The following is a 23,077-nucleotide window of genomic DNA, read 5'->3' on the forward strand; positions in this document are numbered from 1 at the left end:
TCGTCGCCGCCCTCGCAGGCCGCCGCTCCGGCTATCGCTCCGGTTCCTCCTCCTGCTCGGGCCCCTGGGCCCGGTTCCGGCGCTGGTCCCGGTCGAGGATCCCCGACTGCCCGATGAGGTAGCCGAGTTGGGCGCGGCTCTCGCTGCCGAGGGTGGCGGCGAGCTTGGCGATGTGGACGCGCGCGGTGCGGATGTTCATGCCGAGGCGGTCGGCGATGACGGCGTCGGTGTGGCCCTCGACGAGAAGCGCCGCGATGGCCTGCTGCCGGGGCGTGACGCCGCCCCGGGACATCCGGTGCACCGCCTGCGGGTACATCGGGAGGGCCAGCCGCCAGAGCCGGTCGAAGGTGGTGGTGAAGTAGGTGAGGAGGGCGGGGTGGCGGACTTCCAGGGCCAGCCGGCCGTCCTCGCCGGCGGGGATGAAGGCGACCGTGCCGTCGATGACGATGAGGCGGTCGGTGACCTCGTCGAGGGTGCGGGCCTCGGCGTCCCCGCGGAGCTGCTCGTAGCGGGCCAGGACCAGCGGCTGGTGGCGCTGGGTGTGCTGGTAGAGGGTGCGGATGCGGCAGCCCCGGTCGAGCAGTGCCTGGTCGCGGTCCATGGCGACGGGCTGCGCCCGCTCGCCGCGCGGGCCGCTGTAGTGGACGTGCGGCTGGATGCAGAGCACCTCGCTCGTCGCCTCGGCCATCGCCTCGGTGATGGCCTCGTTGATCAGCTCCGTGCCGCTGAGGATCCGCAGCGAGGCGGGGTCGGAGGGCGCGGCGCTCCGTCCGTCGATGTGCATCAGGGGTGCGAAGAGCGTCGACAGACGTTCCTCACGGCGTCGTTCGTCGGCGATCCGGGCTCCCGAGGCGCGCAGCAGCCGGTGCAGGGCGACGGCCGGGGCCACGGGCTCGAGTTGGGCCAGGTCGTCCACGGTGGGGTGGAGCAGGCCGTGGGAGAGCAGGCACGGGGCCGCCGTCCTGGCCTCCTCGGTCTTGACGCGTCCGCGGCGGAGGGCCTGTTCGTAGAGCCGTGTGCCGGCGGCGCACAGGTCCTCCACGCCGTGGTCGGGGTGCGGCGGCGCGCTCACTGCGGTGCTCCCTGCGGTGTTTCCAGAAGTGCTTGCTGCGGTGTCCCCTGTAATGCTTCCCGCAACGCTTCCTGCGGACGCCCGGCGTGCGGGTCCCGGCCCGTCGCCGTGCACGGTTCCTCCGGGCCGTATCGGTGCTCCGGTGTCGTCATGCGTGACCTTTGTTCTTCAGGCGGACGTCAGGGCTGTTGCTTGAGGATCCCCGACTGGGCGATGAGGAAGCCGAGTTGGGCGCGGCTGCCACTGCCCAGAGCGGTGGCGAGCTTGGCGATGTGGGCACGGCAGGTGCGTACGTTCATGCCCAGCCGACGGGCGATCGCCTCGTCGACGTGCCCCTCGACGAGGAGCTTGGCGATGGAGTGCTGGATGTCCGTGATGCCGTCGGGCGCGGTCTCGTAGGGGGCGCCGGTGGCCAGCGGGACCGCGCGGCCCCACATGAACTCGAAGACCTTGATCAGGTAGCGGACGAGCCCGGGGTGCCGGAGCTCGAGGGCGACCTGGCCGTCGTCCCGGGTCGGAATGAAGGCCACGGTCTCGTCGCAGATGATCAGCCGCTCCACGAGTTCGTCGATGGTGCGGTACTCCACCTTGCCGTCGGTGAACTGCTCGACGTACGCCAGCGTCTCGGGGCTGTAGCGGGCCGTGTGCTGGTAGAGCGTCCGGATGCGGCAGCCGCGGTCGATCAGCGGGCGGTCGCGTTCGAGGCCCTGGACGAGGGTGTGCTCGAGGCGGCGCCGGCTCGGCTGGACGGTGAGCATCTCGGTGTGGCACTGGGACGTGGCCAGGTCGAGCGACGCGTTGATCCGGTCGACGCCCTCCAGCACGGTGATGGAATGCGTGGTCGGCGTCGGCTGGGCGCTGAGGGCCATGAACGGCTCGAAAGCGTCGGCGAGCTCCACCGACAGCCGTCTGCGCTGGGTGATCTCGCGCTCGATCGGGTTGAGCAGCTGGGACAGAGCGATCGACGGGGGAACCGGACGGAGCCAGTTCGCGTCGTCAGGGTCGGCGTGGAGCAGGGCGAACTCCATCAGACACGGGGCCGGCTCCACGTCCGCACGGGCTACCCGGCCCGTCCGAAGTGCGTTCCCGTAGAGACGGCGACCTTCCTCGCACAGCTCAGTAGTCGCATGAGGATGTGTCGGCTTTGCCTCATTTTTCGTCAAATCTCCACCCCCCAGGGTCCTGAACGTGCAGGAACATGATGCATCGATTGTGTGGCCATGACGTGCCCGAATGGGCCATCGTCGTAGTCGACGGGGGAGAGGTGACCTTCAAATGAGGACGAAGCCGACTATGCATAAGAGAATGCTTCGCTCGGCGCTCGCCGCCGCCTTCTCCGCCGCCTTGGCCTTCGGAGCACTGAGCGGCCTCGCGGGGACGACGGGCGACACAGCGGGTGACAGTACCTGGAGCCCGGGTGCCGGCACCGTCGTGACGGCCGGTGACAGCACCTGGTCCGCTCCTGCCGACAGCACCTGGGTGGCTCCGGCGGACAGCACCTGGTCCGCGCCGGCGGACAGTACGTGGGTCGCACCTGCGGACAGCACGTGGGTGGCTCCGGCGGACAGCACGTGGGTCGCTCCTGCCGACAGCACCTGGGTGGCTCCGGCGGACAGTACGTGGGTCGCTCCTGCCGACAGCACGTGGGTCGCTCCGGCGGACAGCACGTGGGTGACGCCCGCCGACAGCACCTGGTCCGCTCCTGCCGACAGCACGTGGGTCGCCGAGTCATGACCACGCCACCCGACGACCGCTCCTTCCGCCGTGAAATGGCCACCGCCTACCGCTCCGGCTGGCACTTCATCGACCTGGTCACCGCCATCCCCCACAGTGGTGACTCGTTGATGGTGACGGTGTTCGGCGAGCCGGTGGTCGTGACCCGCGACGAGGACGAGGACGTACGGGCCTACCGGTGCCTGCGCAAACCCCGGGGGGCGCCACAGCCCGTGCGGTGCGCCATCCGGTACGGAATGATCTTTGTGAATCTTGACCAGCGTGACCACAGGCTGGTGGAGCCCGAGACTCCGCCCCTGAAGACCATCTCAGCCACCCCCCGCAGTGCCTGACGCGATTCCCCCGTCGTAACAAGATCGCTCAGGTGCTTCCCCCCGCAGCGGCGTCACCGTGACCTGAACACGGTGACGCCGCTGCAGTTTCCGGGGATATTTCCGGTATGTGCCCACCAGGCCTTGGCCGGAATTCGACGGGTCTACTTTCGGTCAACCGGCCGCTCGAGCCCCGTACGCCCCGTCTGCCCCTTCCGGTGTCTCGGTGCCGTCCGGTGACGCGGCCCGTCCCGTCGCCGGGTCAGCCCCGTCCCATCGTCCGGCTCAGCCCCGTCCCATCGCCCGGGTCAGCTCGATCTCGATCACCACGCGCGTGGGGTTGGGCCTCGGCTCGCGCCCGTAGCGCTGCGCGTACCGGCGCTCCGCCTCCGCGACCCGCTCGCGGTCCGTGCGGACGAAGGCCAGGCCCTCCAGCGTCGCCCAGCGGCGGCCCTCCATCTGGCACACCGCGACCCGCGCCCCGGCCGGCTCCGCCGCCGCCAGGATGTTGCGCACCTTCCTGCTCGCCCCGTCGGAGATGACCCGGGCGAGACGGTGCTCGGGGTCGTAGGTGACGCCGACCGGAACCACGTGCGGACTGCCGTCAGGGCGGGTCGTGGTCAGCGTGCACAGGTGTCGTTCACGCCAGAAGGCGAGGTACGGCGCGTCCGGCGCGCCCGGGTCCTGCGGAGGTGCGGCCATGCCCCGGAACCTACTGCCTCCCGGTTCCGCCGCGCACACCAGGGGAACACGACAGAACGGAGCAACACCTTGAGCGGAATAGACTCAACTTTGTGTACGCTGACTGAGTCAGCACCGGGAGAGCGCTGACGCAAGGAGGAGACAGCGAACGTGGACGCCGAGCTGACCAACCGGAGCCGGGACGCGATCAACGCGGCCAGCAGCAGGGCCGTGTCCGAAGGGCACGCCGACTTCACCCCCGCCCACCTGCTGCTCGCGTTGCTGCAGGGCCAGGACAACGAGAACATCACCGACCTGCTCGCCGCGGTCGACGCCGACCAGGCCGCCGTACGCGCGGGGGCCGAGAAGGTGCTCGGCTCGCAGCCCAGTGTGGCCGGGTCGACCGTCGCGCCCCCGCAGCCCAACCGCGACATGCTGGCCGTCGTCGCCGACGCGCAGAGCCGCGCCCGCGACCTCGGCGACGAGTACCTCTCCACCGAGCACCTGCTGCTCGGCATCGCCGCCAAGGGAGGCCCGGCCGCCGAGGTGCTCGCCCGGCAGGGCGCCACCCCGAAGAAGCTCCAGGAGGCCTTCCAGAAGGCCCGCGGCGGCCGCCGGGTGACCAGCGCCGACCCCGAGGGCCAGTACAAGGCCCTGGAGAAGTTCGGCACGGACTTCACCGCCGCCGCCCGCGAGGGCAAGCTCGACCCCGTCATCGGACGGGACACCGAGATCCGGCGCGTCGTGCAGGTGCTGTCCCGCCGCACCAAGAACAACCCGGTCCTCATCGGCGAGCCCGGCGTCGGCAAGACGGCCGTCGTCGAGGGGCTCGCCCAGCGGATCGTCAAGGGTGACGTGCCCGAGTCCCTCAAGAACAAGCGGCTCGTCGCGCTCGACCTCGGCGCCATGGTCGCCGGAGCGAAGTACCGGGGCGAGTTCGAGGAACGGCTGAAGACCGTCCTCGCCGAGATCAAGAACTCCGACGGCCAGATCATCACCTTCATCGACGAGCTGCACACGGTCGTCGGCGCGGGTGCGGGCGGCGACTCCGCCATGGACGCCGGCAACATGCTCAAGCCGATGCTGGCCCGCGGCGAGCTGCGCATGGTCGGCGCGACGACGCTCGACGAGTACCGCGAGCGGATCGAGAAGGACCCGGCGCTGGAGCGACGCTTCCAGCAGGTGCTGGTGGCCGAGCCGACCGTCGAGGACACCATCGCCATCCTGCGCGGCCTCAAGGGCCGCTACGAGGCCCACCACAAGGTGCAGATCGCGGACGCGGCCCTGGTCGCGGCCGCGACCCTGTCCGACCGCTACATCACCTCCCGTTTCCTCCCCGACAAGGCCATCGACCTCGTCGACGAGGCCGCCTCCCGCCTCCGCATGGAGATCGACTCCTCCCCCGTCGAGATCGACGAGCTCCAGCGTTCCGTGGACCGGCTGAAAATGGAGGAGCTGGCCCTCAGCAAGGAGACCGACGCCGCCTCCCGCGAGCGCCTGGAGAAGCTGCGCCGCGACCTCGCCGACCGCGAGGAGGAACTGCGCGGACTCACCGCCCGTTGGGAGAAGGAGAAGCAGTCCCTCAACCGCGTCGGCGAGCTGAAGGAGAAGCTCGACGAGCTGCGCGGCCAGGCCGAGCGCGCCCAGCGCGACGGCGACTTCGACACCGCCAGCAAGCTGCTGTACGGCGAGATCCCGACCCTGGAGCGCGACCTGGAGGCCGCGTCCGAGGCCGAGGAGGAGGCCGCGAAGGACACCATGGTCAAGGAGGAGGTCGGTTCGGACGACATCGCGGACGTCGTCGCCTCCTGGACCGGCATCCCGGCCGGCCGCCTCCTGGAGGGCGAGACGCAGAAGCTGCTGCGCATGGAGGAGGAGCTGGGCCGCCGCCTCATCGGCCAGGCGGAGGCCGTCCAGGCGGTCTCCGACGCCGTACGACGCTCCCGCGCGGGTATCGCCGACCCCGACCGCCCGACCGGCTCGTTCCTGTTCCTCGGCCCGACCGGCGTCGGCAAGACCGAGCTGGCGAAGGCCCTCGCCGACTTCCTCTTCGACGACGAGCGGGCCATGATCCGCATCGACATGTCGGAGTACGGCGAGAAGCACAGCGTCGCCCGCCTGGTCGGCGCGCCGCCCGGCTACGTCGGATACGAGGAGGGCGGCCAGCTCACGGAGGCCGTCCGCAGGCGCCCGTACAGCGTGGTCCTGCTCGACGAGGTGGAGAAGGCGCACCCGGAGGTCTTCGACGTCCTGCTCCAGGTCCTCGACGACGGCCGGCTCACCGACGGCCAGGGCCGCACGGTCGACTTCCGCAACACCATCCTGGTGCTGACGTCCAACCTGGGCAGCCAGTACCTGGTCGACCCGCTGTCCACCGAGGCGGAGAAGAAGGAACAGGTCCTGGAGGTCGTGCGGGCCTCTTTCAAGCCGGAGTTCCTCAACCGGCTCGACGACCTGGTCGTCTTCTCGGCGCTGCACAAGGACGAGCTGCAGCGGATCGCCCGGCTCCAGATCGACCGCCTCGCCAAGCGGCTCGCCGAACGCCGTCTCACCCTGGAGGTCACCGAGGCGGCCCTCGGCTGGCTCGCCGACGAGGGCAACGACCCGGCGTACGGCGCCCGCCCGCTGCGCCGCCTGGTGCAGACGGCCATCGGCGACCGGCTGGCCAAGGAGATCCTGGCGGGCGAGGTCAAGGACGGCGACACGGTCCGCGTCGACACCTTCGGCGAGGGCGAGGGCCTCCTCGTCGGCCCGACGACGGGCAAGACGCTGTAGTCGCTCTTCGGCCCCGTGCCGAGCCTGTCGGCCAGGCAGGTTGCCGCGCACGGCTCCGGGGAGAGAGGGTGGGTGGTGCGTCTGTCGCAGTGACGGCCGGACGAACCAGACGACCGCAGGAGTGCTCAGTATGTCCATCGACCCGTCCTCGATTCCCAACTTCGGGGGCCAGCCAGAGCCGGAGCCCCAGGGTGGACCGGCGGGCCCCGTCGTCCCGGATCAGGACCTCGTGAAGCAGCTCCTCGACCAGATGGAGCTGAAGTACGTCGTCGACGACGAGGGTGACCTCGCGGCGCCGTGGGAGGAGTTCCGCACGTACTTCATGTTCCGCGGCGAGGGTGACCAGGCGGTCTACTCGGTGCGGACGTTCTTCGACCGGGCCCACAAGATCGACGACAAGGTGCAGCTGCTCGAGTCGATCGACGACTGGAACCGCCGCACCCTGTGGCCCAAGGTCTACACCCACACCCACGACGACGGCACCGTCCGCCTCATCGGTGAGGCGCAGCTGCTGATCGGCGCCGGGGTCAACATCGAGCTGTTCGTCAGCTCGACGGTGAGCTGGGTGCGCGCGGCCATCGAGTTCGACAAGTGGCTCGTGGAGCAGATGGGCCTGGAGTCGGCCGTCAACGAGGCCGAGGAAAAGCCCGAAGACGGCGCCGAATAGCACCGGCGACCTCCCCGTAGTGCACAGACGGGCGTCCGTCCACACCCTGTGGACGGACGCCCGTCGGCGTTCGGCCCCCTCTTCGCCGGAGCCGGCCCGAGCGCCTCAAGACGCCCGGAGTCACGGCACAGCAAGATCCCGCACGGCCCGGCATCCGCGAGCGGCAGGCACCAGCCATCGGTCTCGCCGAGCGGGCGCGCCGGGTCCTCCGGGGCCGGCCGTCACCGAGGGGGCGCACCGGGCCCACTCCCGTCCCAGGCGGACCATGACGGCGAGAACGTGCCGCCCACGCCGAGGGTGGTCCCGCTCGCGGTACCGTGCGGCGAGTGCGGTCGCCCCGGGAATTTCCGGAGGTGGGAATTCCGGAGGTGCGTTGATATCAACGGTGCTGGAATCGTGCAGGGCCTCGCTGGGGAGAATCATTGAGCGCGCGCATCCTGGTCGCCGAAGACGACGAAAAACAATCTCGTCTCATCCGGATTTATCTGGAACGGGAAGGCAACGCGGTGCAGGTCGTGGCCGACGGCCGGGCAGCGCTGGAACGGGCGCGTGCGGCGGGGCTGGATCTCCTCGTTCTGGATGTGATGCTGCCGCTCGTCGACGGACTCGACGTATGCCGCATTCTGCGTGCCGAGGCCTGCGAGGTGCCGATTCTGCTGCTGACCGCCCGCAGCACCGAGGAGGACATGCTCCTCGGCCTCGACCTGGGGGCCGACGACTACCTCACCAAGCCGTACAGTCCCCGCGAACTCACCGCGCGGGTACGGGCGCTGCTGCGGCGCTCCAGGAAGGGCGGCGCGGCCGGGAGCGAGGTGCTGCGGGTCGGCGCGGTCGAACTGGACACCGCCCGCTTCGAGGTCCGGGTGGCAGGCCGTCCGGTGGCGCTGACCTCCAAGGAGTTCTCGATACTGGAGGCTCTGGCCCGCGAGCCGGGGCGGGTGTTCACCCGGGCCAGAATCATCGAGCGCGCCTTCGGCTTCGACAGCGACGTACTCGAGCGCACGGTGGACGCCCATGTGCGCAACCTGCGCCGGAAACTGGGGGACGACCCCGCCCGGCCGCGCCATCTGGAGACCGTGTACGGCCGGGGGTACCGCCTGGCGGACGGTTCGGCGCCCACCCAGGCGCCCACCCAGGCGCCCGCGGGGTCCTGACAGCGGTCGATCAGCCGGCGTCGGGCGGCGACGGCCGGGTCGTGGCGAGCGTGACGGTGAAGGTCGTGCCGACGCCGACGGTGCTCGCCACGGCGATCGTCCCCTGGTGGTCGGTCACGATCTGGCGGGCGATGGACAGCCCCAGGCCACTTCCACCGGTGGCGCGGCCCCGTGCCGTGTCCGCCCGCCAGAAGCGGTCGAAGAGATGGGGCAGGTCCTCGGCGGGTATTCCCTTTCCGGTGTCCCGCACCTGGATGAACGCGAGATCGCCGTGCTGGGCCAGGGCCAGTGTCACCGTGCCGCCCGCCGCCGTGGCCCTCAGCGCGTTGCCGACCAGATTGCCGACGACCTGGCGCAGCCGGTCGGCGTCGGCGATGACGTCCACAGGTCGCGGCGCCTCCAGCCGCAGCGCGACACCTGCCGCGTCGGCCTGGGCACGGTGAGCCGTGCCGGCGGCTTCGAGGAGCTCGCGCAGGTCGACGCGGACCCGGTGGTAGGTGAGTGCACCGGCCTCGGCCAGCGCGAGATCCTGCAGGTCGTCCACGATCCGCTGCTGCAGCAGTGCCTCCTCGTGGAGGGAATCGAGCAGCTCGGGGGTCGGCTCGACGACCCCGTCCCGCAGAGCCTCCAGATAGCCGCGCAGATTGGCCAGCGGGGTGCGCAGCTCGTGGGCGATGTCACCGGTGAGGCGGCGCTGGCGTTCCTCGCCGGCCTGGATGGACTCCGCCATCCGGTTGAAGGCGCGGCCGAGTTGGGCGATCTCGTCCCGGCCGGAGACGGGCACCCGCCGCCCCAGGTCTCCCTCACCCAGCCCCCCGGCGGCCAGCGTCATGGCACGGACCGGGCGCAGCACCGCCCGGCTCAGGAGCAGGGCGCCGAGCACGGCGGCGAGGGCGACACCGCCTGCGACGGCCACCGTGGGGGCTGCGGCCACGGTGGGCGGGGACTCGTCCCGGACGCCGAGACGGATCACCAGGCGTGGCGGGGCCGCGGAGCCCACGCGCTCGTTGAACACCCGCTGCAGGCAGGTGACGAACTGCTGCCCCGACTCGCATGTCCGGATCACCTCGAGGTCCTGCGGAGTCTGCGGGTCCGAGTCGCCTTTCGGCTCCTTGCACTGTTCCGGCCGGCGCTCCGTGCTGATCCGGGGCACGCCGGTGTCGTCCGGCCGGGCCGTCACCTCGGCCCCCGCCCGGGTCAGACAGGCCGCGTACGCCGCTTCGGCGCGGTACTGGGCGATCGCGGTCGCCGTCCGCTTCATCGAGGCCCGCGGTATCTGTCCCGCGGGGATCCGCAAGACGGGACGCGGGTCGACCAGCACGGGCGGCTGGTTGCTCACCGGGCGCGGGGTACGGCCCTCGAGCGCGTCGGAATCGGCGAGCAGGACGTCGTTCTCGGTGGCGACCCGGATGCGCTGGCCGGTGTCCTCGGTCAGGCGGTCCACCGTCGGCGAGAGACCTTCCCAGGTGCCGTGCGCGAACCCGTACGCGCGCAGCTCGCCGGTGATCCGGGAGACCTCCTGCCGCCCCGCCGTGACACTCTCCTGGACCTGACGGTTCGCCTGACGCAGGGTCAACCAGGCGGTGGCGGCGGTGGCGGTCAGCGCGACCAGCATCAGCAGGCCGAGTACCCGGAGCCGGAAGCTCATCGCGGGCCACCCCGCCTACCTGCCAGGACGTGTGTGCTCAACGGGACTCCTCTGATGGTGCGTCAGGGGCGGTCTCGCCGAGGCCGCCCCTGACCCGTACGACGGACGGGGCGCTCAGGAGCCGGACAGGGCCTCCGTCGGTGACAGTCGGCTCGCCCGTACCGCCGGATACAGTCCGGCGATCACGCCGATGACCAGGGTGCAGCCGATCCCCGCCGCACTCGCCCACACCGGGACGACCGTCGGCCAGTCGCGGCTGAGGGCGTAGGCCGCCGTGATCGCGGTCCCCAGCACCGTCCCGCCGAGGCCGCCGATGAGCGACAACAGCAGCGACTCCGTCACGAACTGGGTCCGGATCTGGCCGCGGGTCGCCCCAAGCGCCCGGCGCAGGCCGATCTCGGGGCGCCGCTCAAGGACCGAGATGACCATCGTGTTGCCGACTCCTACGCCACCGACGAGCAGTGCCACGCCGCCGAGGCCGAGCAGCAGCCCGGTGAGCGCCGACTCGGTGGCCTCGCGGGCGGCGAGCGCGTCGGAGGGCCGGGAGATCCGGACCTCTCCCGGTTTCTCCGGGTACGCCGTGGCAGGCAGCACGGCCCGTACCTCCGCGATCTGGCTGTCCTCGGCGCGGACGTAGACCGTCGACGGATGGCCGTCGAAGCGCAGGTACGTCCGGGCCGCCGGCCAGCCGACCAGCGCCGCGCTGTCGAGCTCCGGCGCGAGCGGTACGGGGTCGAGGACGCCGACGAGGGAGAACCAGCGGTCGTCGAGCCAGACCCGCGTTCCCGGTGTGTACACGTCGAGCCGGCCCGCGGCCGTGGAGCCGAGTACGACGGCCGGGTACTGCTCGGTCGCGGAATCCAGCCAGCGGCCCCGGCGGACGTGGCCGCCGACAGCAGGAAGCAGGCGCCTGTCGGCCGCGAGGACCTCGAGGGAACCGGTGCGTCCGACGGCGATGTGCTCATTGCGGTAGATGTGTGCGCCGGTTGCGCCGGTGGCGGCGACCTGCTGCACGGGCGGAACGCGGCCGATCATCGCGACGGCCTCGTGGGGCAGCTCTGCCTCGGTGCCGTCGAGTGAGTCGCCGGGGGCGACCCGCAGCAGGTTGGTGCCGAGCGCGTCGAGCCGGCGGTCCACCTCCGCCCGGCCGGAGCCGGAGATTCCGACCACCGCGATCATCGCGGCGACGCCGATCGCGATCCCGAGCGCGGAGAGGAAGATCCGCAGGGGACGAGTCCGCAGCCCGGTCCCGCCGAGCCGCACGATGTCCTGAGGACCGAGGCGGGCGGCCCGCAGTCGGCCGCCCGTGCCACCGACGCCGCCGCTCGCTCGTCCGCGGCCACGTCCGTCGCCCCCGCGGGGGCCGGGCGGCAGGGCCGGTGGGGCGTCGTCCACGGGTGGGCCGTTCGTCGTGAGGTCGGTCATCGGACCGCCTCGCCCGGCGCGGCCGTGGTCGCGGTCGCGGTCGCGGTGTCCGCCACCACGCGGCCGTCGCGCATCTCGATACGACGGGGCAGCCCGGCCGCGATCTCACGGTCGTGGGTGATGATCACGACCGTCGTCCCGGCGGCGTTCAGCTCGCGCAGCAGACCGAGTACGGCCTCCCCGGAAGCGGAGTCCAGGTTGCCGGTCGGCTCGTCCGCAAGCAGAACCGCGGGTCCGCCGATCACCGCCCGGGCCACCGCCACCCGCTGGCGCTCGCCGCCGGACAACTGGTGCGGGAGGTGGTGGACGCGGTGGCTGAGACCGACCCGTTCCAGCGCCACCGCCGCCCTGGCCCGGCGGCGGCGCAGCGGTACCCCGGCGTACAGCAGCCCCTCGGCCACGGAGTCCAGGACCGGAACCCCCACCGCCAGATGGAACTGCTGGAAGACGAAGCCGATCCGGGTGGCCCGCAGCGCCGACACCTCACGGTCTGTCAGCTTCGCCACGTCATGGCCGTCGACCAGCACCCGCCCGGCGGAGGGCCCGTCGAGGCTGCCCATGAGGTTCAGCATGCTGGACTTGCCCGAGCCCGAAGGGCCGACGACCGCGACGAGTTCGCCGCGTCCGATGCTCAGGTTCACGTCCCGTACCGCCGCCACGCCACCGGGGTACGTCTTGGAGACCGCGTCGAACTCCACGACCGTCGATGCTCCGCTCACTCGGGGATCCTCACGTTCATGCCCTCGCGAACCGCGCTTCCGCTCACTTCCACCCGGCCGTCCGCGAAGAGCCCGGTCTTCACCGCGACGAACCGGCCGTCCGCGGTCTCCAGGCCGTGGCCGCCCTCGGCAAGGGCGACCAGCGCGGCGACCGGCACGGTGAGGACGTCCGCCCGTTCCCGCCCCGCGTACTCGACGGTGACCGGCGCGCTCTCCAGCCGTCCCACGGATTTCTGGTCCTTGACGGTGATGGTCACCGGAACCGTGGGTGCCGCGGAGCCACCCTCCCCGCCTCGGTCCTCGGGCGCGGTCGCGCTCTTTCCCACCGAGGCCACCTCGCCCTTCACCGATGTCCCGGCGGGCAGCCCGATCGTGACGGCGGCGCCGCGCACGGCCCAGGAATCCTCCGCCGCCGAGGCGTTGACGACGACCTTCCGCGACGTACCGGTGTACGTGAGGGCGTCATCGGTGGCCGGCGAGCCGAGCCGGACACCCGCGTGGCCGATCCGTACGTTGCCGGCGGAGTAGACGACGTCGCCGATGCCGACCGTGCCGCTCTGGGGAAGTCCCAGGGACTTCTGCCAGCGCTTGACCGCGCGGGCGGTGAGGCCGGTGAACTCCTCGTCGACGGTGAAGCCGGTGTAGCCCAGAGCGGCGAGATTGCTCTCGAACTGCAGGACGTCCATCCCGCGCAGCGTGCCCCCTGTCCCCCCGGCCCCGCCTGGCGTCGGCGATGCGGAGGGGTCCGGAGCCCCGGAGGTCTCGTCCGCGCGGCCCTGGTCGCCCGAGTCCTGGGTGCCCCCCTCGGTCCCGGCCCCCTGCCCGGTGCCCTGCCGGGCGCCCACGGTCAGGCCCAGCTCCCGGTACATCGGCAGCGCCCCGTACAGCAGAACCACCGGCCGGTCGTCGACGCGCAGCAGAGTGCCGCCGCGCCCCATGGTCGTGCCCTCCGCGGGCAGCCAGGTCACGGTGCCGGTCGCCTTGACCGGCAGTGGTACCTCAGTGCCGTAGCCCAACCGGCCGTCCACCGTGGTGCGTTCGGTCAGCGTGGTCCGGGTGACCGGGACGGTGGAGCCTGAGCGGGGCGGGGCGGAGGAGCCCTCCTGGGCCCCGCCTCCGCCGAGGCCCAGTGCACCGACCACGGCGACTGCCGCCACGACGACCAGAGCCGAGGCCACCAGGGCCGTACGCCGTCCGCGCCGACCGCGCGGCGGCGGCGCGGGAGCAGCCCCGCGCTCGTGATCGGTCTGCACAGCCGTCTCCGCCATCGTCAGCCCTTGCCCGCGGGCTGGTCCGCCGGGTCGCCGATGATCGGAGCGCAGACACGGGTGGCACGCTTGGCTCCCGCCGAGGTCTGGTTCCACTCGGAGCCCTGCGCGGTCCCGTCGGGGCCGGGGTCGGGAAAGTCGGGGGCGCCGTTCTTCTGCATGCAGTCGGCGTAGTCCCGCTTGACCTTGATCTGCTCGGGCGTGAGTTTGGGCTGGTTGGCGTTCTCAAGGCTCTCGGGGACGGCCCCCTTGAGTGAGGCGCACTTCTCGGAGGCGTCCAGGAACTTCGTGTTCTTCTTCAGCGTCGCGTTGTCGCCGAAGTCGACCTGCCCCTCGGCGTCCGGGTCGGGGGCGTCGACGCCGTTGTCCCGGAGGCATTTCACCCACTCGCGCTGCGCGGTCACATACGCGGCCACGTCGTCGTCACCACTCGGCGCGGTCGTCTTGCCGGACGTCTTGCCGGACGCCTTGTCGGAGGCCGTGTCGCCGCCGGCCGTCGGGACCTTCGGGGCGTCGCCCTCGCCGCCGCAGCCGGCCAGGGTGATCGCCATGACCGACGCCGTCACCACGGCCATCAGCACCCGGTTCGTCCTCATCGGTTCTCCCGCCTCCTGTCGCGCCCGACCGCGGGCGCGGCGGGCGTCCCGACCGTAGGCCGGAGGTGATGAAGAACCTTTGAAGAACCTGTCATCCGATGACGAGCGGGCCACTCGCCCAGGCGACACCTCGTTGGCCTACCTGTTCCCATGTCGTGCGACAGGCCCCGCTGCGGATCTCCGGCACCGGCGGTGAGCTGGCCGCAGGGCCTGTCCGGACCGGTCTGCTTCCCGGCTGCCGGTAGCCCAGCCCACTCCGTGTTCGCACACCTATTCATGTGCGGCGCGGGTCAGTTGCGAGAAGGGTGCTGTGCCCGGCCCCCGAGTCCCGTCAGCTTTCGTAGTGATAGCGGCACTGTGCGATCAGGACGCCGTCCTCGGTGGCCTTGTAGATCAGCCGGTGCTCGTCGTTGATGCGGCGTGACCAGTAGCCCTGGAATCCTTGCTTGAGCGGTTCCGGTTTGCACGTCCGTCCCTGTCGGTGCGGCAGGCGCCGAAATGACGGCCTGCGGCGCGAAAGTGCCGGGCGGGCGAGGCGCGGCAGGCGGCGGGGGACGCGTCGACCAGTCCCGCAGGGCGGCGATCAGCCCGCGAACGCCTTGCGGAGCCGTTCCGCCGCGTCCGCCAGTACCTCGACGCGTTTGCAGAACGCGAACCGGACGTATGGTGCGCCGGCCTCTTTGTGGTCGTAGAAGACGGCGTTGGGGATGGCGACGACACCCGCCCGTTCGGGGAGGGAGCGGCAGAAGGCGATGCCGTCGCTCTCGCCGAGGGGCCGGATGTCGGTGGTGATGAAGTACGTGCCGGCCGGGCGAAAGACCTTGAAGCCCGCCTGCTCCAGGCCGCCCGCGAGCAGGTCCCGTTGGGTCAGCATGTCCGCGCGGAAGTCCGCGAAGTACGAGTCGGGCAGGCGCAGGGCCTCGGCCACCGCGTATTGGAAGGGCCCGGAGGCGACATACGTCAGGTACTGCTTCGCCGAGCGGACGGCGGCGACGAGACCGGGGGCGCCGGTGACCCAGGCCACTCCTCGTTCGTACACTCATTCACATGTCGCGCAACAGGCCCACCAGGGGCAACTCCAGCACCACCGCCGCCGGTGAGCCGGCGGCGATCTACTGCCGCATATCCCAGGCGGACGATGACGACCAAACGGGCGTCGACCGTCAGGAGCGCATCTGCCGCGAGATCGCCGAGCGCCGGGGCCTGGTCATCAACCCCGCCCATGTCTTCGTCGACAACAGTCGCTCGGCGTGGAGCCGCAAGCGGAAGCGGCCCGGCTGGGACCGTCTGCTGGAGGAGGCCCGGAACCGAGGCTTCCGCCACATCATCGCCTACCACCCCGACCGGCTCATGCGGCAACCCCGGGACCTGGAGGAGCTGCTCCAGGTCTCCGACGACCAGGCAATCACCCTCCACGGCGAGGCGAATCGGCGGGACCTCGCCGACCCCGACGACCGCTTCATCCTTCGTATCGAGGTCGCGCACGCCTGCCGCTCCTCGGACGACACCTCGCGGCGGCTGAAGTCCGCGATGCAGGACCGGGCGCGGGAGGGCAAGCCGCAGGGCGGCGTGAGGCGGTTCGGTTACGCCAAGGACGGCATGACGATCGTCGAGGAGGAGGCCGAGATCGTCCGGGAGGTGTTCGACCGCTACCTGAAGGGGGAGGGCCCGGCACCGATCGCGAAGGACCTGCACAGCCGGGGCATCTACACGGCCGGCGGCAATGCATGGACGGGCGGCACCGTCCGCGCGCTGCTCGACTCCCGGCACGTCGCCGGAATCCGCATGCATCAGGGGGAGGAGGTGGGCCCCGGCACCTGGCCCGCGATCATCGACGCGGGCGTGTGGGCGGAGGTACGGACGCGGCGCGAGTACCGGTCGGCGGTGTACCGGGAGGCGCTCAGCAAGCCCGCACAGCGCTATTACCTGCTGCGCGGCCTGGTGATGTGCGGGCGATGCGGGACGCTGATGTCCGGGACGGCCAAGGGCACCGGGCCGGTCTATCAGTGCAACCGCCGGGGCCGGAACGACGAGAAGAAGTGCACCCGGTCGATCATGGCCCAGACGCTGGAGGACTTCGTCGCCGACGCCGCGGTCAAGCTTCTCGGCGAACTGCGGGTGGACGGCCGACTCGCCAGCAGCAACCTCTCCGAGAGCGTGACCGAGGAGCTGGAGGACGACCAGCGGCTGCTCGGCGAGCTGAACCAGATGTGGACCGCGAAGGAGATCTCCACGGCGGAGTACCGCAAGATGCGCAAGGAGATCACCGACCGGATCGCCAAGGCGCAGCGCAAGGTCGTCGTCCGGCCGATGGTGCTCCTCGACGGTCTGACGGGCGCGGGCGCGCGGGCGGCTTGGAACGCTGAGGACATGACGGACGAGCGGCGCAACGCGGTGCTGCGGTTCCTGTTCTCCGGGATTGTCATCGACGAGCCGAAGAAGTTCGGCCGGTACATGGACTGGGACCGGATCGGCATCGAGCAGAACCCGCTGTAACGGGGCGAGGCCGGTGGAATTCGCCCTGCCGACCGAGGCGATGAAGGGCGCAACATAGCCGACGATCGCCGGTTAGCCTAACCGGCGATTCTCCGGACCATGGACCTCCCCAGCCAACCCGCCGGCCCTCACCACACACCGGTGGGTCGCCGACCGAACGCCGCCCTGAGGACGCCCATGCCCCAACGCCAGACCGAACCCGCCGTCATCCAGCCCGTCATCGCCCCCGAAGGAGCCCGCGCCGTCCGTCAGAAGGTGGACTCGGCGAGGGACGCCGCTCTCCAGCGCGTATGCGCGGGGTTCACGACGACGATCAGCCCACAGAGCGCCGCGCGGCTCGCGGACCTGCTCTCCACCTCGACCTACGTCCAGGCAGCCTGAGCGGAGCCGGAGGAACGGTCCCGCCTCGTCGCGGATCCGAGGGCGGCCGGCACTAGCTCGCAGGGCGGCCCTGCAGCCGCTGGCAACCGGCATCAGCGCACCGGCTGGCAGCTTCGGATACGCAGCCAAGGACGCGTTCGCCGTGAGCTGTGTGGTTCCTCGGCCGAACGCTGGATCTTCGCGCGCGGGTGTGGCTGTCTTGGTGTTCCGCCTGGAGCGCTGGCCCGCGCGGACAGGAACTCCAGCACGCCCTGGGCCAAGGAATCACCTGTGGCCGGGTCTCATCCCTCCCCGCGCCCTCGCGGCCCTCACCGACACGTCGGCACCGGGGACGGTGCCCCACCCCCACCCTGTGCACCGCCCGAAGAGGGCCCGTCGCACCCGCCTGCCCTGATGAAGGAGCCGCCACCCGATGAGCTACGACGCCCGCGAATGGGTGTGGGACCACAGCAACAGCAAGGGCACCGCCCGCATGGTCCTCGCCCTGATCGCCGACCGGTGCCGCGATCGCCGCTGCATCGCGTACGCGTCCGTGCCCACCCTCATGAAGCGCGCGAACGCCTCCCGTACGGCCGTGCGCGACGCCCTCACGAAGCTGATCGCCAGCGGGGAGCTGACGCAGCTCGCGGGCCGCAAGGGGCCGCGCGGAGAGACGTATTACCACCTCCCGATCGCCGCCTCCTTCCTCGCCGGCCAAGCAGACGAGGGGGACCGGAATTCGGCCCCTCCGGGGGGTCGGATTCCGACCCTCGGAGGGGCGGAATCCGACCCTGCCGACGTCTTCGAAGGGGAGCGGGATAACGGCCCCGGGGACCGGATTCCGACCCCTGGGGGGACCGGATTCCAGCCCTCCGGGGGCACGGATTCCGACCCCCAGAACGGTAGTGAACCGAAGGTGAACGGTAAGAGCAGCAGCTCTGCCGCCCTCATCACCGCCGCCCAGTGGGAGATCGACGACGCCACCTGGGCCTGGCTGCGGCACGACGGGCACCTCGCCCGACTTGGCGAACACGGCCTGCGGGCGGCCGACGAGAAGTGGCGCACCTACCGGGCGACGTGGGCGCCTCGCCCAGCCGCCGCGTGGGGCGCCGACTGGCGCACATGGATCGCCCGGGAACGCACTCCCACCCCGGAACGGCCGAACCTGCGCGCCCTGCCCGGCGGTGCCGCCCCACTCGCAGGCGGCATGACCCGCGCCGAAGCACACACCGCCGCCCTCCTCGCCGCCCTCGACGAACCGACAGGAATGGAGTAACCCACCCCCTTGGAACGCCGCGAAGTCGCCGCCGTCCTCGCCTACATCGGCCGCCTGGACCCCCGCACGATCCGTACCGACCCAGGCGAGGCCCGCGACCAGCTCGCCCAGTGGCACGAACTGCTCCACGACGTCCCCTTCGCCACGGACTACGGCTGGGATGTCCGCGAGGTGATTCGGGCGCACGTCCTCGACTCGCCCTACCCGATCCTGCCCGTGGACGTCGCCCGCGCGTGGCGCACGTACCGCCGCGACCGTATCGACCGGCACACCGACCCCGCGCCGGCCGCCGACCCCGACGACCCGACCGCATGGCGGGCCGAACTGCTCGGCACCCGGCAGGCCGTGGCCACCGGAACGGCTGCGCCCTCGACGCACCGGCAGCTCACCAACGGTGGCCCGCACCCCGACGTGGAGGCCCGCGTGCGCGCCATCGGATCGTGCGTCCCACCGACAATCCGCGCCGCGCTCGCCCCCTACCGTCCGGCCCGTGCCGCACGCGAGGCCGCCGTCGCCGCAGGGCTCCCGGACGCCCTTGGCGTCCGGTGCCCGTGGTGCCATGCCCGCGAGGGCGAACCCTGCCGCAGTCGACGCGTGGGCCTTGACGGCCGAGCCCGAGGCAATGCGCCCCGCACCACGCCCCACCCGACGCGCCTCGACCTCGCCGCCGCGGAAATCACCCGACAGGGAGCTGCGTGACTTACCCCTTCGAACCCTCGTCCCTGCTCGCTATCGGCGCGCCGTTCCTCGTCGTCGCCTTGCTCGCTGGATGGCTGCTGCGCCGACGCGCCCAGAAGCCCGGGGTCGGGCAGCGGCGTGGTAGCGCCGCCATCCCGGTCGCCGCTGTCGCCGCGATCGGCTGCACCGCCTACAGCGCGGACACCAGTTGGCGCTTCGCCGCCGACTACCTCGACATGGGCAGCACCGTCGAGCGCGGCTTCATGTTCGCCACCGCTGAACTGGCCTTGTTCGCAATGGCCTTGATGGCGCGCCAGAACCTGAAGGGTCCCAGGCAGGCGCCGGGGCCGCCGGGCGTCCTGGTATGGGTGATCACCGGAGGCCAGATCATCCCCGCCTACGCCGAGTCCGGTCCCGTCGGCGGCACGGTCCGCGCCCTGATCGGCCCGGTCATGGCCGCAGTCCTCTGGCACCTGGCCATGGGAATCGAGCTACGCCACCACACCCCCGAGGCCGCCTCACGCAGCCTGCTCGCGATCCTCGGCCGGCAGGCACGCGAGCGCCTCCTGGCACGCCTGGGCATCCACGACCAGGACGCCGATGCCGCACGACTCATCCGCGAGCGCGCCATCAGCCGGGCCGTCACGTTGATCCTCCGCATCGAAGCGATGCCCGAGACGAAGCGCAACAAGGGGCGTGGTCGGCGTGCGACTCGGCGCCTGCACGAAGCGCTGGAGAGGGCCGACGTCGACGGTGATCTTCGCCAGGACGAGCTGCTGCTGCGGAAGCTCGGGACCCGACAGCAGGCCACACGGTTGGCCTCGCTCCCGCTGCCCGAACGGTGGGAGACGCCCGGAGACCGAGTCAGCCAGCCCCGCACTGCCGCGACGAAGCGGGCAAGGCCCGAGCGCCCGGAGGCCGTACCGAATCCGGGCGACGAAGGCGTACACCGCTCGGACCGCCCGGAATCCATCGTCCGCCCTCAATCCGCTACTGATGCGGGCGCGGAGGTGAGTACGGGCAGAGACGCGGGTGCCGAGCCCGGCGAAAAGCCGGAGCCGAAACGCCCGGGTCGCAAGCCCGACCTGCCGCGGGATGCCCTCATCGCGTACGCGGAGCGCATCTACGACGGGACGGGTCGCCTCTCGCGTGACTCCCTCAAGGCAGCCGTCCGTGCCGACGGCCACCAGGTCGGCACCGACCTTGCCCAGAGCGTCGTCAACGCGGTCAAGGCCGAGCACCAGGCGCCCGCCCGTACAGGCCACCCCCACTGAACGCTCTCCCCGCACCTCTAACCACCCATCGCTGAAAGGCACTTCTGCCATGCCCCGTTCGACCGTGCCCGCCTGGACCTGCGACGACGGCTGCCCGATCTGCACCGCTCCGGAACGCGACGAGATGAGCATGCTGCGTTGCGCCATCCTCACCCTGCTCGACCAGGGCCGTTGGATGGCCGGCGACGACATCCCCCTGCCCGACATCCTGTCCGCCGGCGGCGACTACCTGAGCCGGCTCAGGGGCTCGACCGGTGAAGGGACCCCGGTGCCCGCGACCGAGCACTGGGCCTGGCTCGCGGCCGAACTGCGCCTGGTTGTCGCCCGCGCCGCCGGACTGGATGCCGTCAGCACCCTCGACCCGCGCATCGACGACGCCCTGGCCACCGCCGCTCGCCTCCCGGAGCGGCGTCTGGTGGATCTGCTCGACCTCGCAGCCGAGCAGTTCGCCGAGCTCAACACGCAACCGCGTGCCGCCTGAACCCACCACCCCCGCAACCCCGACACAAGGACATCTCTTCGTGCGCGACCTGTACGCCGAACTCCCCATCCCCCAAGAGCAGATGGTCACCACTCCCGTCACACGCGCAGCAAGCAATGGCGATGGACCGTCCATAGGCCGGTCCATCGCGAACACCTCCGCCCCGGGGGTGGCGGAGGAGCAGCTCCGGCACGAGGGCGTGCCAGAGCAGGAGTGGGTGAGCGCCGGCGAACAGCCGACCGGTCTCGTCACGGGGGCCAAGCAGCGTACGCCGCACCGCCGCGCGAACCTCGACGCGCAGCGTTCCGAGCACGTCACCGCCCGCTTCGCGCCCCATGAGAAGCACGACATCCAGTCGGCGGCGAAAGCCGAGCACGTGACCATGGCGCGATACATCGCCGACGCCACCATGGCCCGCGTCCGCGGTGAGATCACCGTCACCGCTCCTCGCACGGTCTACGACGATGCGGTCGACGAGCTAGCCACCCAGCGGGCGCAGATCGCCCGGATCGGCAACAACGTCAACCAGATCGCCCGGCGCCTCAACTCGGGCGGCGATCCACACCCTGTGGACGCCGCGATCCTTCAGCGGGCGGAGCGCCTGCTCGCCACCGCCCACGACACGGTCCGGGCGATCGACGACGCGGCCTTCCGGGCAGCCGGGCAGAAGGCGGGCGGCCTGAGTTGATCGCGAACATCGTCAAGCCGGGCAACAACACCTACGGCGTCCTGGCGTACCTCTTCGACAAGGGTCGCGCCAACGAACACACCGACCAGCACATCGTCGCTTCCTGGGATGACTTCGTTCCTGACCCCGGCCCGTATGACAGCCCCGGGCACAAGCAGCGGCTCGGCCAGCTCACCAAGGCGCTGGATCTGCGGGTCGAGCAGGCCGGCGACAAGGCGCCCGAGGGGCACGTGTGGCACTGCTCGGTGCGCGCCGCGCCCGAGGACCGCATCCTGACCGATGCCGAGTGGGCGACGATCGCCAGGCGCATGGTCGATGCGACCGGCATCGCACCGGAGGACGATCCGGACGGTTGCCGGTGGGTTGCCGTGCGCCACGCGGACGACCACATCCACATCGTCGCCACCAAAGTCCGCGGCGATCTGCGCCCGCCGCGGAACTGGAACGACTTCCACCGCGCCATGGCCGAACTCGCCAGGGTCGAGAAGGACTTCGGCCTCATTCAGGTTCCGCGCGGCCCCGAAGCCGCCACCGGCACTCCGGCGGCGAAGCGCCCCACCCGCGCCGAGCAGGAGAAGGCCCAACGGCTGGGCCACCACAGGACGGCTCGTGAGCAGCTGCGGCACACCGTGCGCACCGCGCTCTCCCACGCGAAGGACCTGGACGAGTTCTTCAACCTGCTCGCCGACGCCGGCCTTCAGGTCGAAACACGCACTCTGCCCTCCGGCGACCTCGGCGGCTACAAGGTCGCCCTGCCTGACGACGGCACACCCATCTGGTACTCCGGCTCCAGCCTCGCCACCGACCTGTCCCTCCCGCAGATCCAGCAGCGTCTGGCCGCCACCGAAGCGCACACCGCCACGGCAGCCTCACCAGCCGGCCACGACCGCCGCAGCCCTTGGCATCAGGCCACCGCCGCCGCAGAACGCATCCCACACCACCTCGATCACGCCGACGACAGCGCTGCCCAAGCCCACCTGACCATCTTCAGCGAAGTCCTCTACGCCCTGCCCGCCCACGCCCCCGTCCCCCTCAAGGCCGAACTCCACCGCGCCGCCGTCGCCTTCGAGCACGCCGCCCACACCCGTGCCCACGCCGACCACCAACACGCCCGCGCCCTGCGCGGCGCTCTGAAAGCCATGCGCTACCAGCCCGCGGACCACACCGGCCTGGCCATGCTCCTGGACGTCGCCATTCTCGTCGTCCTCGCAGCCCAGCGCCGCAGCGCGCTGCACCACCACGACCGGCAGGTGGCCGCCGCCCGCCAAACGCTCATCCATCTCCAGACCGCCTACGACCAGATCGCCCCCACCAGCCTCGCCGTACTCGCAGGGCGCCGCCCTTCCGACAGCACCGTCCACCGGTACGCCCGCACCCTGCACGAGGTCCTGCCCTCCCACTCCGGACAGATCCTCACCGAGGCTGCCTGGCCCGCACTCACAGCCGCCCTCGCCGCTGCCGAAGCCGCCGGCCACAACCCCGCAGCCGTCCTCCGACAGGCAGCCCAGCAACGCTCCTTGAGCGACGCCAAATCGGCATCCGAAGTTCTCGTCTGGCGCATCCAACGCCTCGGCGACCGGCACGCCCCCGGCCCAGGTGCACGAGCCGCACAAGCCCGTAGCCCCCACATCCCCCACGTCCTGTCCACAGCGCGGGCCACCGCCGCGACACCCCCCACATCCGCGCCACCGCCATCCCGCACTCACCGGCCGCGGTGAGCACCAGCCCCCTCACGCAGCGGCCGAGCACGCCTCGCACCCACTACCGAGAGCAC

The 23,077-nt window shown here is 71.4% G+C and carries 21 protein-coding genes and 2 pseudogenes; 12 read left to right on the forward strand and 11 right to left on the reverse strand.

Translation table 11 applies throughout. From position 1 onward, the window contains the following. Nucleotides 1-31: 31 nt before the first annotated feature. From QA802_RS22390 to QA802_RS22400, 3 genes are all read right to left on the reverse strand, one after another. Nucleotides 32-1,072 carry a helix-turn-helix transcriptional regulator gene (locus QA802_RS22390; RefSeq protein ID WP_334525587.1) on the reverse strand — a complete coding sequence of 347 codons (1,041 nt, stop codon included), beginning with the start codon at nucleotides 1,070-1,072 and terminating at the stop codon, nucleotides 32-34. A gap of 179 nt (nucleotides 1,073-1,251) precedes the next feature. Further along, nucleotides 1,252-2,100 carry a helix-turn-helix transcriptional regulator gene (locus QA802_RS22395; RefSeq protein WP_319170932.1) on the reverse strand — a complete coding sequence of 283 codons (849 nt, stop codon included), beginning with the start codon at nucleotides 2,098-2,100 and terminating at the stop codon, nucleotides 1,252-1,254. Nucleotides 2,101-2,343: 243 nt separating this feature from the next. Next, nucleotides 2,344-2,787, reverse strand: coding sequence for a hypothetical protein (locus QA802_RS22400; protein ID WP_334525590.1), 444 nt, complete (start codon nucleotides 2,785-2,787; stop codon nucleotides 2,344-2,346). 15 nt (nucleotides 2,788-2,802) lie between these two features. On the opposite strand from QA802_RS22400, the gene QA802_RS22405 reads away from it, so the two are divergent. Next, nucleotides 2,803-3,138, forward strand: a complete 336-nt coding sequence (locus QA802_RS22405; protein WP_054241900.1) for a Rieske (2Fe-2S) protein — start codon at nucleotides 2,803-2,805, stop codon at nucleotides 3,136-3,138. A 264-nt stretch (nucleotides 3,139-3,402) separates the two neighbouring features. On the opposite strand, the gene QA802_RS22410 is transcribed toward QA802_RS22405, so the two are convergent. Beyond that, the gene (locus QA802_RS22410) at nucleotides 3,403-3,819 is read right to left on the reverse strand and encodes a pyridoxamine 5'-phosphate oxidase family protein (protein ID WP_319170881.1); all 417 of its coding nucleotides are present in this window, start codon (nucleotides 3,817-3,819) and stop codon (nucleotides 3,403-3,405) included. Nucleotides 3,820-3,969: 150 nt separating this feature from the next. Here QA802_RS22410 and clpB point away from each other — a divergent pair, with 150 nt between their 5' ends. The 3 genes from clpB (at nucleotide 3,970) to QA802_RS22425 (ending at nucleotide 8,394) form a co-directional block, all read left to right on the forward strand. Further along, nucleotides 3,970-6,573 (forward strand): ATP-dependent chaperone ClpB, encoded by a 2,604-nt coding sequence (clpB, locus tag QA802_RS22415; protein ID WP_334525601.1) that lies wholly within the window; start codon nucleotides 3,970-3,972, stop codon nucleotides 6,571-6,573. 130 nt (nucleotides 6,574-6,703) lie between these two features. Next, nucleotides 6,704-7,240, forward strand: coding sequence for a YbjN domain-containing protein (locus tag QA802_RS22420; RefSeq protein WP_334525604.1), 537 nt, complete (start codon nucleotides 6,704-6,706; stop codon nucleotides 7,238-7,240). 422 nt (nucleotides 7,241-7,662) lie between these two features. Next, nucleotides 7,663-8,394: a response regulator transcription factor gene (locus QA802_RS22425; protein WP_334525607.1), complete on the forward strand. Its 732-nt coding sequence runs from the start codon at nucleotides 7,663-7,665 to the stop codon at nucleotides 8,392-8,394. A 10-nt stretch (nucleotides 8,395-8,404) separates the two neighbouring features. Here QA802_RS22425 and QA802_RS22430 read toward each other — a convergent pair whose 3' ends face one another. From QA802_RS22430 to QA802_RS22460, 7 genes and pseudogenes are all read right to left on the reverse strand, one after another. Beyond that, complete coding sequence (locus QA802_RS22430; RefSeq protein ID WP_334525610.1) at nucleotides 8,405-10,042, reverse strand: sensor histidine kinase; 1,638 nt, start codon at nucleotides 10,040-10,042, stop codon at nucleotides 8,405-8,407. 114 nt (nucleotides 10,043-10,156) lie between these two features. Beyond that, nucleotides 10,157-11,467, reverse strand: coding sequence for an ABC transporter permease (locus QA802_RS22435; protein ID WP_334525613.1), 1,311 nt, complete (start codon nucleotides 11,465-11,467; stop codon nucleotides 10,157-10,159). Continuing rightward, on the reverse strand, nucleotides 11,464-12,186 hold the full coding sequence (locus QA802_RS22440; RefSeq protein ID WP_334525616.1) for an ABC transporter ATP-binding protein: 723 nt from the start codon (nucleotides 12,184-12,186) through the stop codon (nucleotides 11,464-11,466). Before QA802_RS22440 ends, QA802_RS22435 begins: the two co-directional genes overlap by 4 nt. Further along, on the reverse strand, nucleotides 12,183-13,454 hold the full coding sequence (locus QA802_RS22445; protein ID WP_334525619.1) for a peptidoglycan-binding protein: 1,272 nt from the start codon (nucleotides 13,452-13,454) through the stop codon (nucleotides 12,183-12,185). The genes QA802_RS22440 and QA802_RS22445 overlap by 4 nt, the downstream gene beginning before the upstream one ends. A gap of 2 nt (nucleotides 13,455-13,456) precedes the next feature. Then, nucleotides 13,457-14,050, reverse strand: a complete 594-nt coding sequence (locus tag QA802_RS22450) for a hypothetical protein (RefSeq protein ID WP_334525622.1) — start codon at nucleotides 14,048-14,050, stop codon at nucleotides 13,457-13,459. A 331-nt stretch (nucleotides 14,051-14,381) separates the two neighbouring features. Then, a pseudogene (locus tag QA802_RS41640) lies at nucleotides 14,382-14,513 on the reverse strand (Txe/YoeB family addiction module toxin); the annotation flags it as partial. Between the two features lie 120 nt (nucleotides 14,514-14,633). Then, nucleotides 14,634-15,074, reverse strand: a pseudogene (locus QA802_RS22460) (aminotransferase class I/II-fold pyridoxal phosphate-dependent enzyme); the annotation flags it as partial. Between the two features lie 23 nt (nucleotides 15,075-15,097). On the opposite strand from QA802_RS22460, the gene QA802_RS22465 reads away from it, so the two are divergent. From QA802_RS22465 to QA802_RS22500, 8 genes are all read left to right on the forward strand, one after another. Further along, complete coding sequence (locus QA802_RS22465) at nucleotides 15,098-16,546, forward strand: recombinase family protein (RefSeq protein WP_334525625.1); 1,449 nt, start codon at nucleotides 15,098-15,100, stop codon at nucleotides 16,544-16,546. Between the two features lie 177 nt (nucleotides 16,547-16,723). Continuing rightward, nucleotides 16,724-16,927 carry a hypothetical protein gene (locus tag QA802_RS22470; protein ID WP_062193138.1) on the forward strand — a complete coding sequence of 68 codons (204 nt, stop codon included), beginning with the start codon at nucleotides 16,724-16,726 and terminating at the stop codon, nucleotides 16,925-16,927. 412 nt (nucleotides 16,928-17,339) lie between these two features. Next, entirely contained in the window at nucleotides 17,340-18,182 is an 843-nt protein-coding gene (locus QA802_RS22475; protein WP_334525632.1) for a helix-turn-helix domain-containing protein, read from the forward strand. Between the two features lie 9 nt (nucleotides 18,183-18,191). Further along, nucleotides 18,192-18,881, forward strand: coding sequence for a zinc finger domain-containing protein (locus QA802_RS22480; RefSeq protein WP_334525635.1), 690 nt, complete (start codon nucleotides 18,192-18,194; stop codon nucleotides 18,879-18,881). Further along, nucleotides 18,878-20,134 carry a hypothetical protein gene (locus QA802_RS22485; protein ID WP_334525638.1) on the forward strand — a complete coding sequence of 419 codons (1,257 nt, stop codon included), beginning with the start codon at nucleotides 18,878-18,880 and terminating at the stop codon, nucleotides 20,132-20,134. Before QA802_RS22480 ends, QA802_RS22485 begins: the two co-directional genes overlap by 4 nt. 49 nt (nucleotides 20,135-20,183) lie before the next feature. Further along, nucleotides 20,184-20,615, forward strand: a complete 432-nt coding sequence (locus QA802_RS22490; RefSeq protein WP_334525641.1) for a hypothetical protein — start codon at nucleotides 20,184-20,186, stop codon at nucleotides 20,613-20,615. Nucleotides 20,616-20,655: 40 nt separating this feature from the next. After that, nucleotides 20,656-21,303, forward strand: coding sequence for a MobC family plasmid mobilization relaxosome protein (locus QA802_RS22495; protein ID WP_334525644.1), 648 nt, complete (start codon nucleotides 20,656-20,658; stop codon nucleotides 21,301-21,303). After that, a complete protein-coding gene (locus tag QA802_RS22500; protein WP_334525647.1) occupies nucleotides 21,300-23,021 on the forward strand; it encodes a relaxase/mobilization nuclease domain-containing protein in 1,722 nt (573 codons plus the stop codon). The genes QA802_RS22495 and QA802_RS22500 overlap by 4 nt, the downstream gene beginning before the upstream one ends. The last annotated feature ends 56 nt before the right edge of the window (nucleotides 23,022-23,077 follow it).

Source organism: Streptomyces sp. B21-105, from assembly GCF_036898465.1.
GTDB lineage: Bacteria > Actinomycetota > Actinomycetes > Streptomycetales > Streptomycetaceae > Streptomyces.

Coding starts and splice junctions, on each gene's coding strand:
- QA802_RS22395 (WP_319170932.1), bottom strand. CDS start 2,100: ATGGAGTTCGCCCTGCTCCACGCCGACCCTGACGACGCGAACTGGCTC.
- QA802_RS22405 (WP_054241900.1), top strand. CDS start 2,803: ATGACCACGCCACCCGACGACCGCTCCTTCCGCCGTGAAATGGCCACC.
- QA802_RS22410 (WP_319170881.1), bottom strand. CDS start 3,819: ATGGCCGCACCTCCGCAGGACCCGGGCGCGCCGGACGCGCCGTACCTC.
- QA802_RS22420 (WP_334525604.1), top strand. CDS start 6,704: ATGTCCATCGACCCGTCCTCGATTCCCAACTTCGGGGGCCAGCCAGAG.
- QA802_RS22430 (WP_334525610.1), bottom strand. CDS start 10,042: ATGAGCTTCCGGCTCCGGGTACTCGGCCTGCTGATGCTGGTCGCGCTG.
- QA802_RS22435 (WP_334525613.1), bottom strand. CDS start 11,467: ATGACCGACCTCACGACGAACGGCCCACCCGTGGACGACGCCCCACCG.
- QA802_RS22445 (WP_334525619.1), bottom strand. CDS start 13,454: ATGGCGGAGACGGCTGTGCAGACCGATCACGAGCGCGGGGCTGCTCCC.
- QA802_RS22450 (WP_334525622.1), bottom strand. CDS start 14,050: ATGAGGACGAACCGGGTGCTGATGGCCGTGGTGACGGCGTCGGTCATG.
- QA802_RS22465 (WP_334525625.1), top strand. CDS start 15,098: ATGTCGCGCAACAGGCCCACCAGGGGCAACTCCAGCACCACCGCCGCC.
- QA802_RS22470 (WP_062193138.1), top strand. CDS start 16,724: ATGCCCCAACGCCAGACCGAACCCGCCGTCATCCAGCCCGTCATCGCC.
- QA802_RS22475 (WP_334525632.1), top strand. CDS start 17,340: ATGAGCTACGACGCCCGCGAATGGGTGTGGGACCACAGCAACAGCAAG.
- QA802_RS22490 (WP_334525641.1), top strand. CDS start 20,184: ATGCCCCGTTCGACCGTGCCCGCCTGGACCTGCGACGACGGCTGCCCG.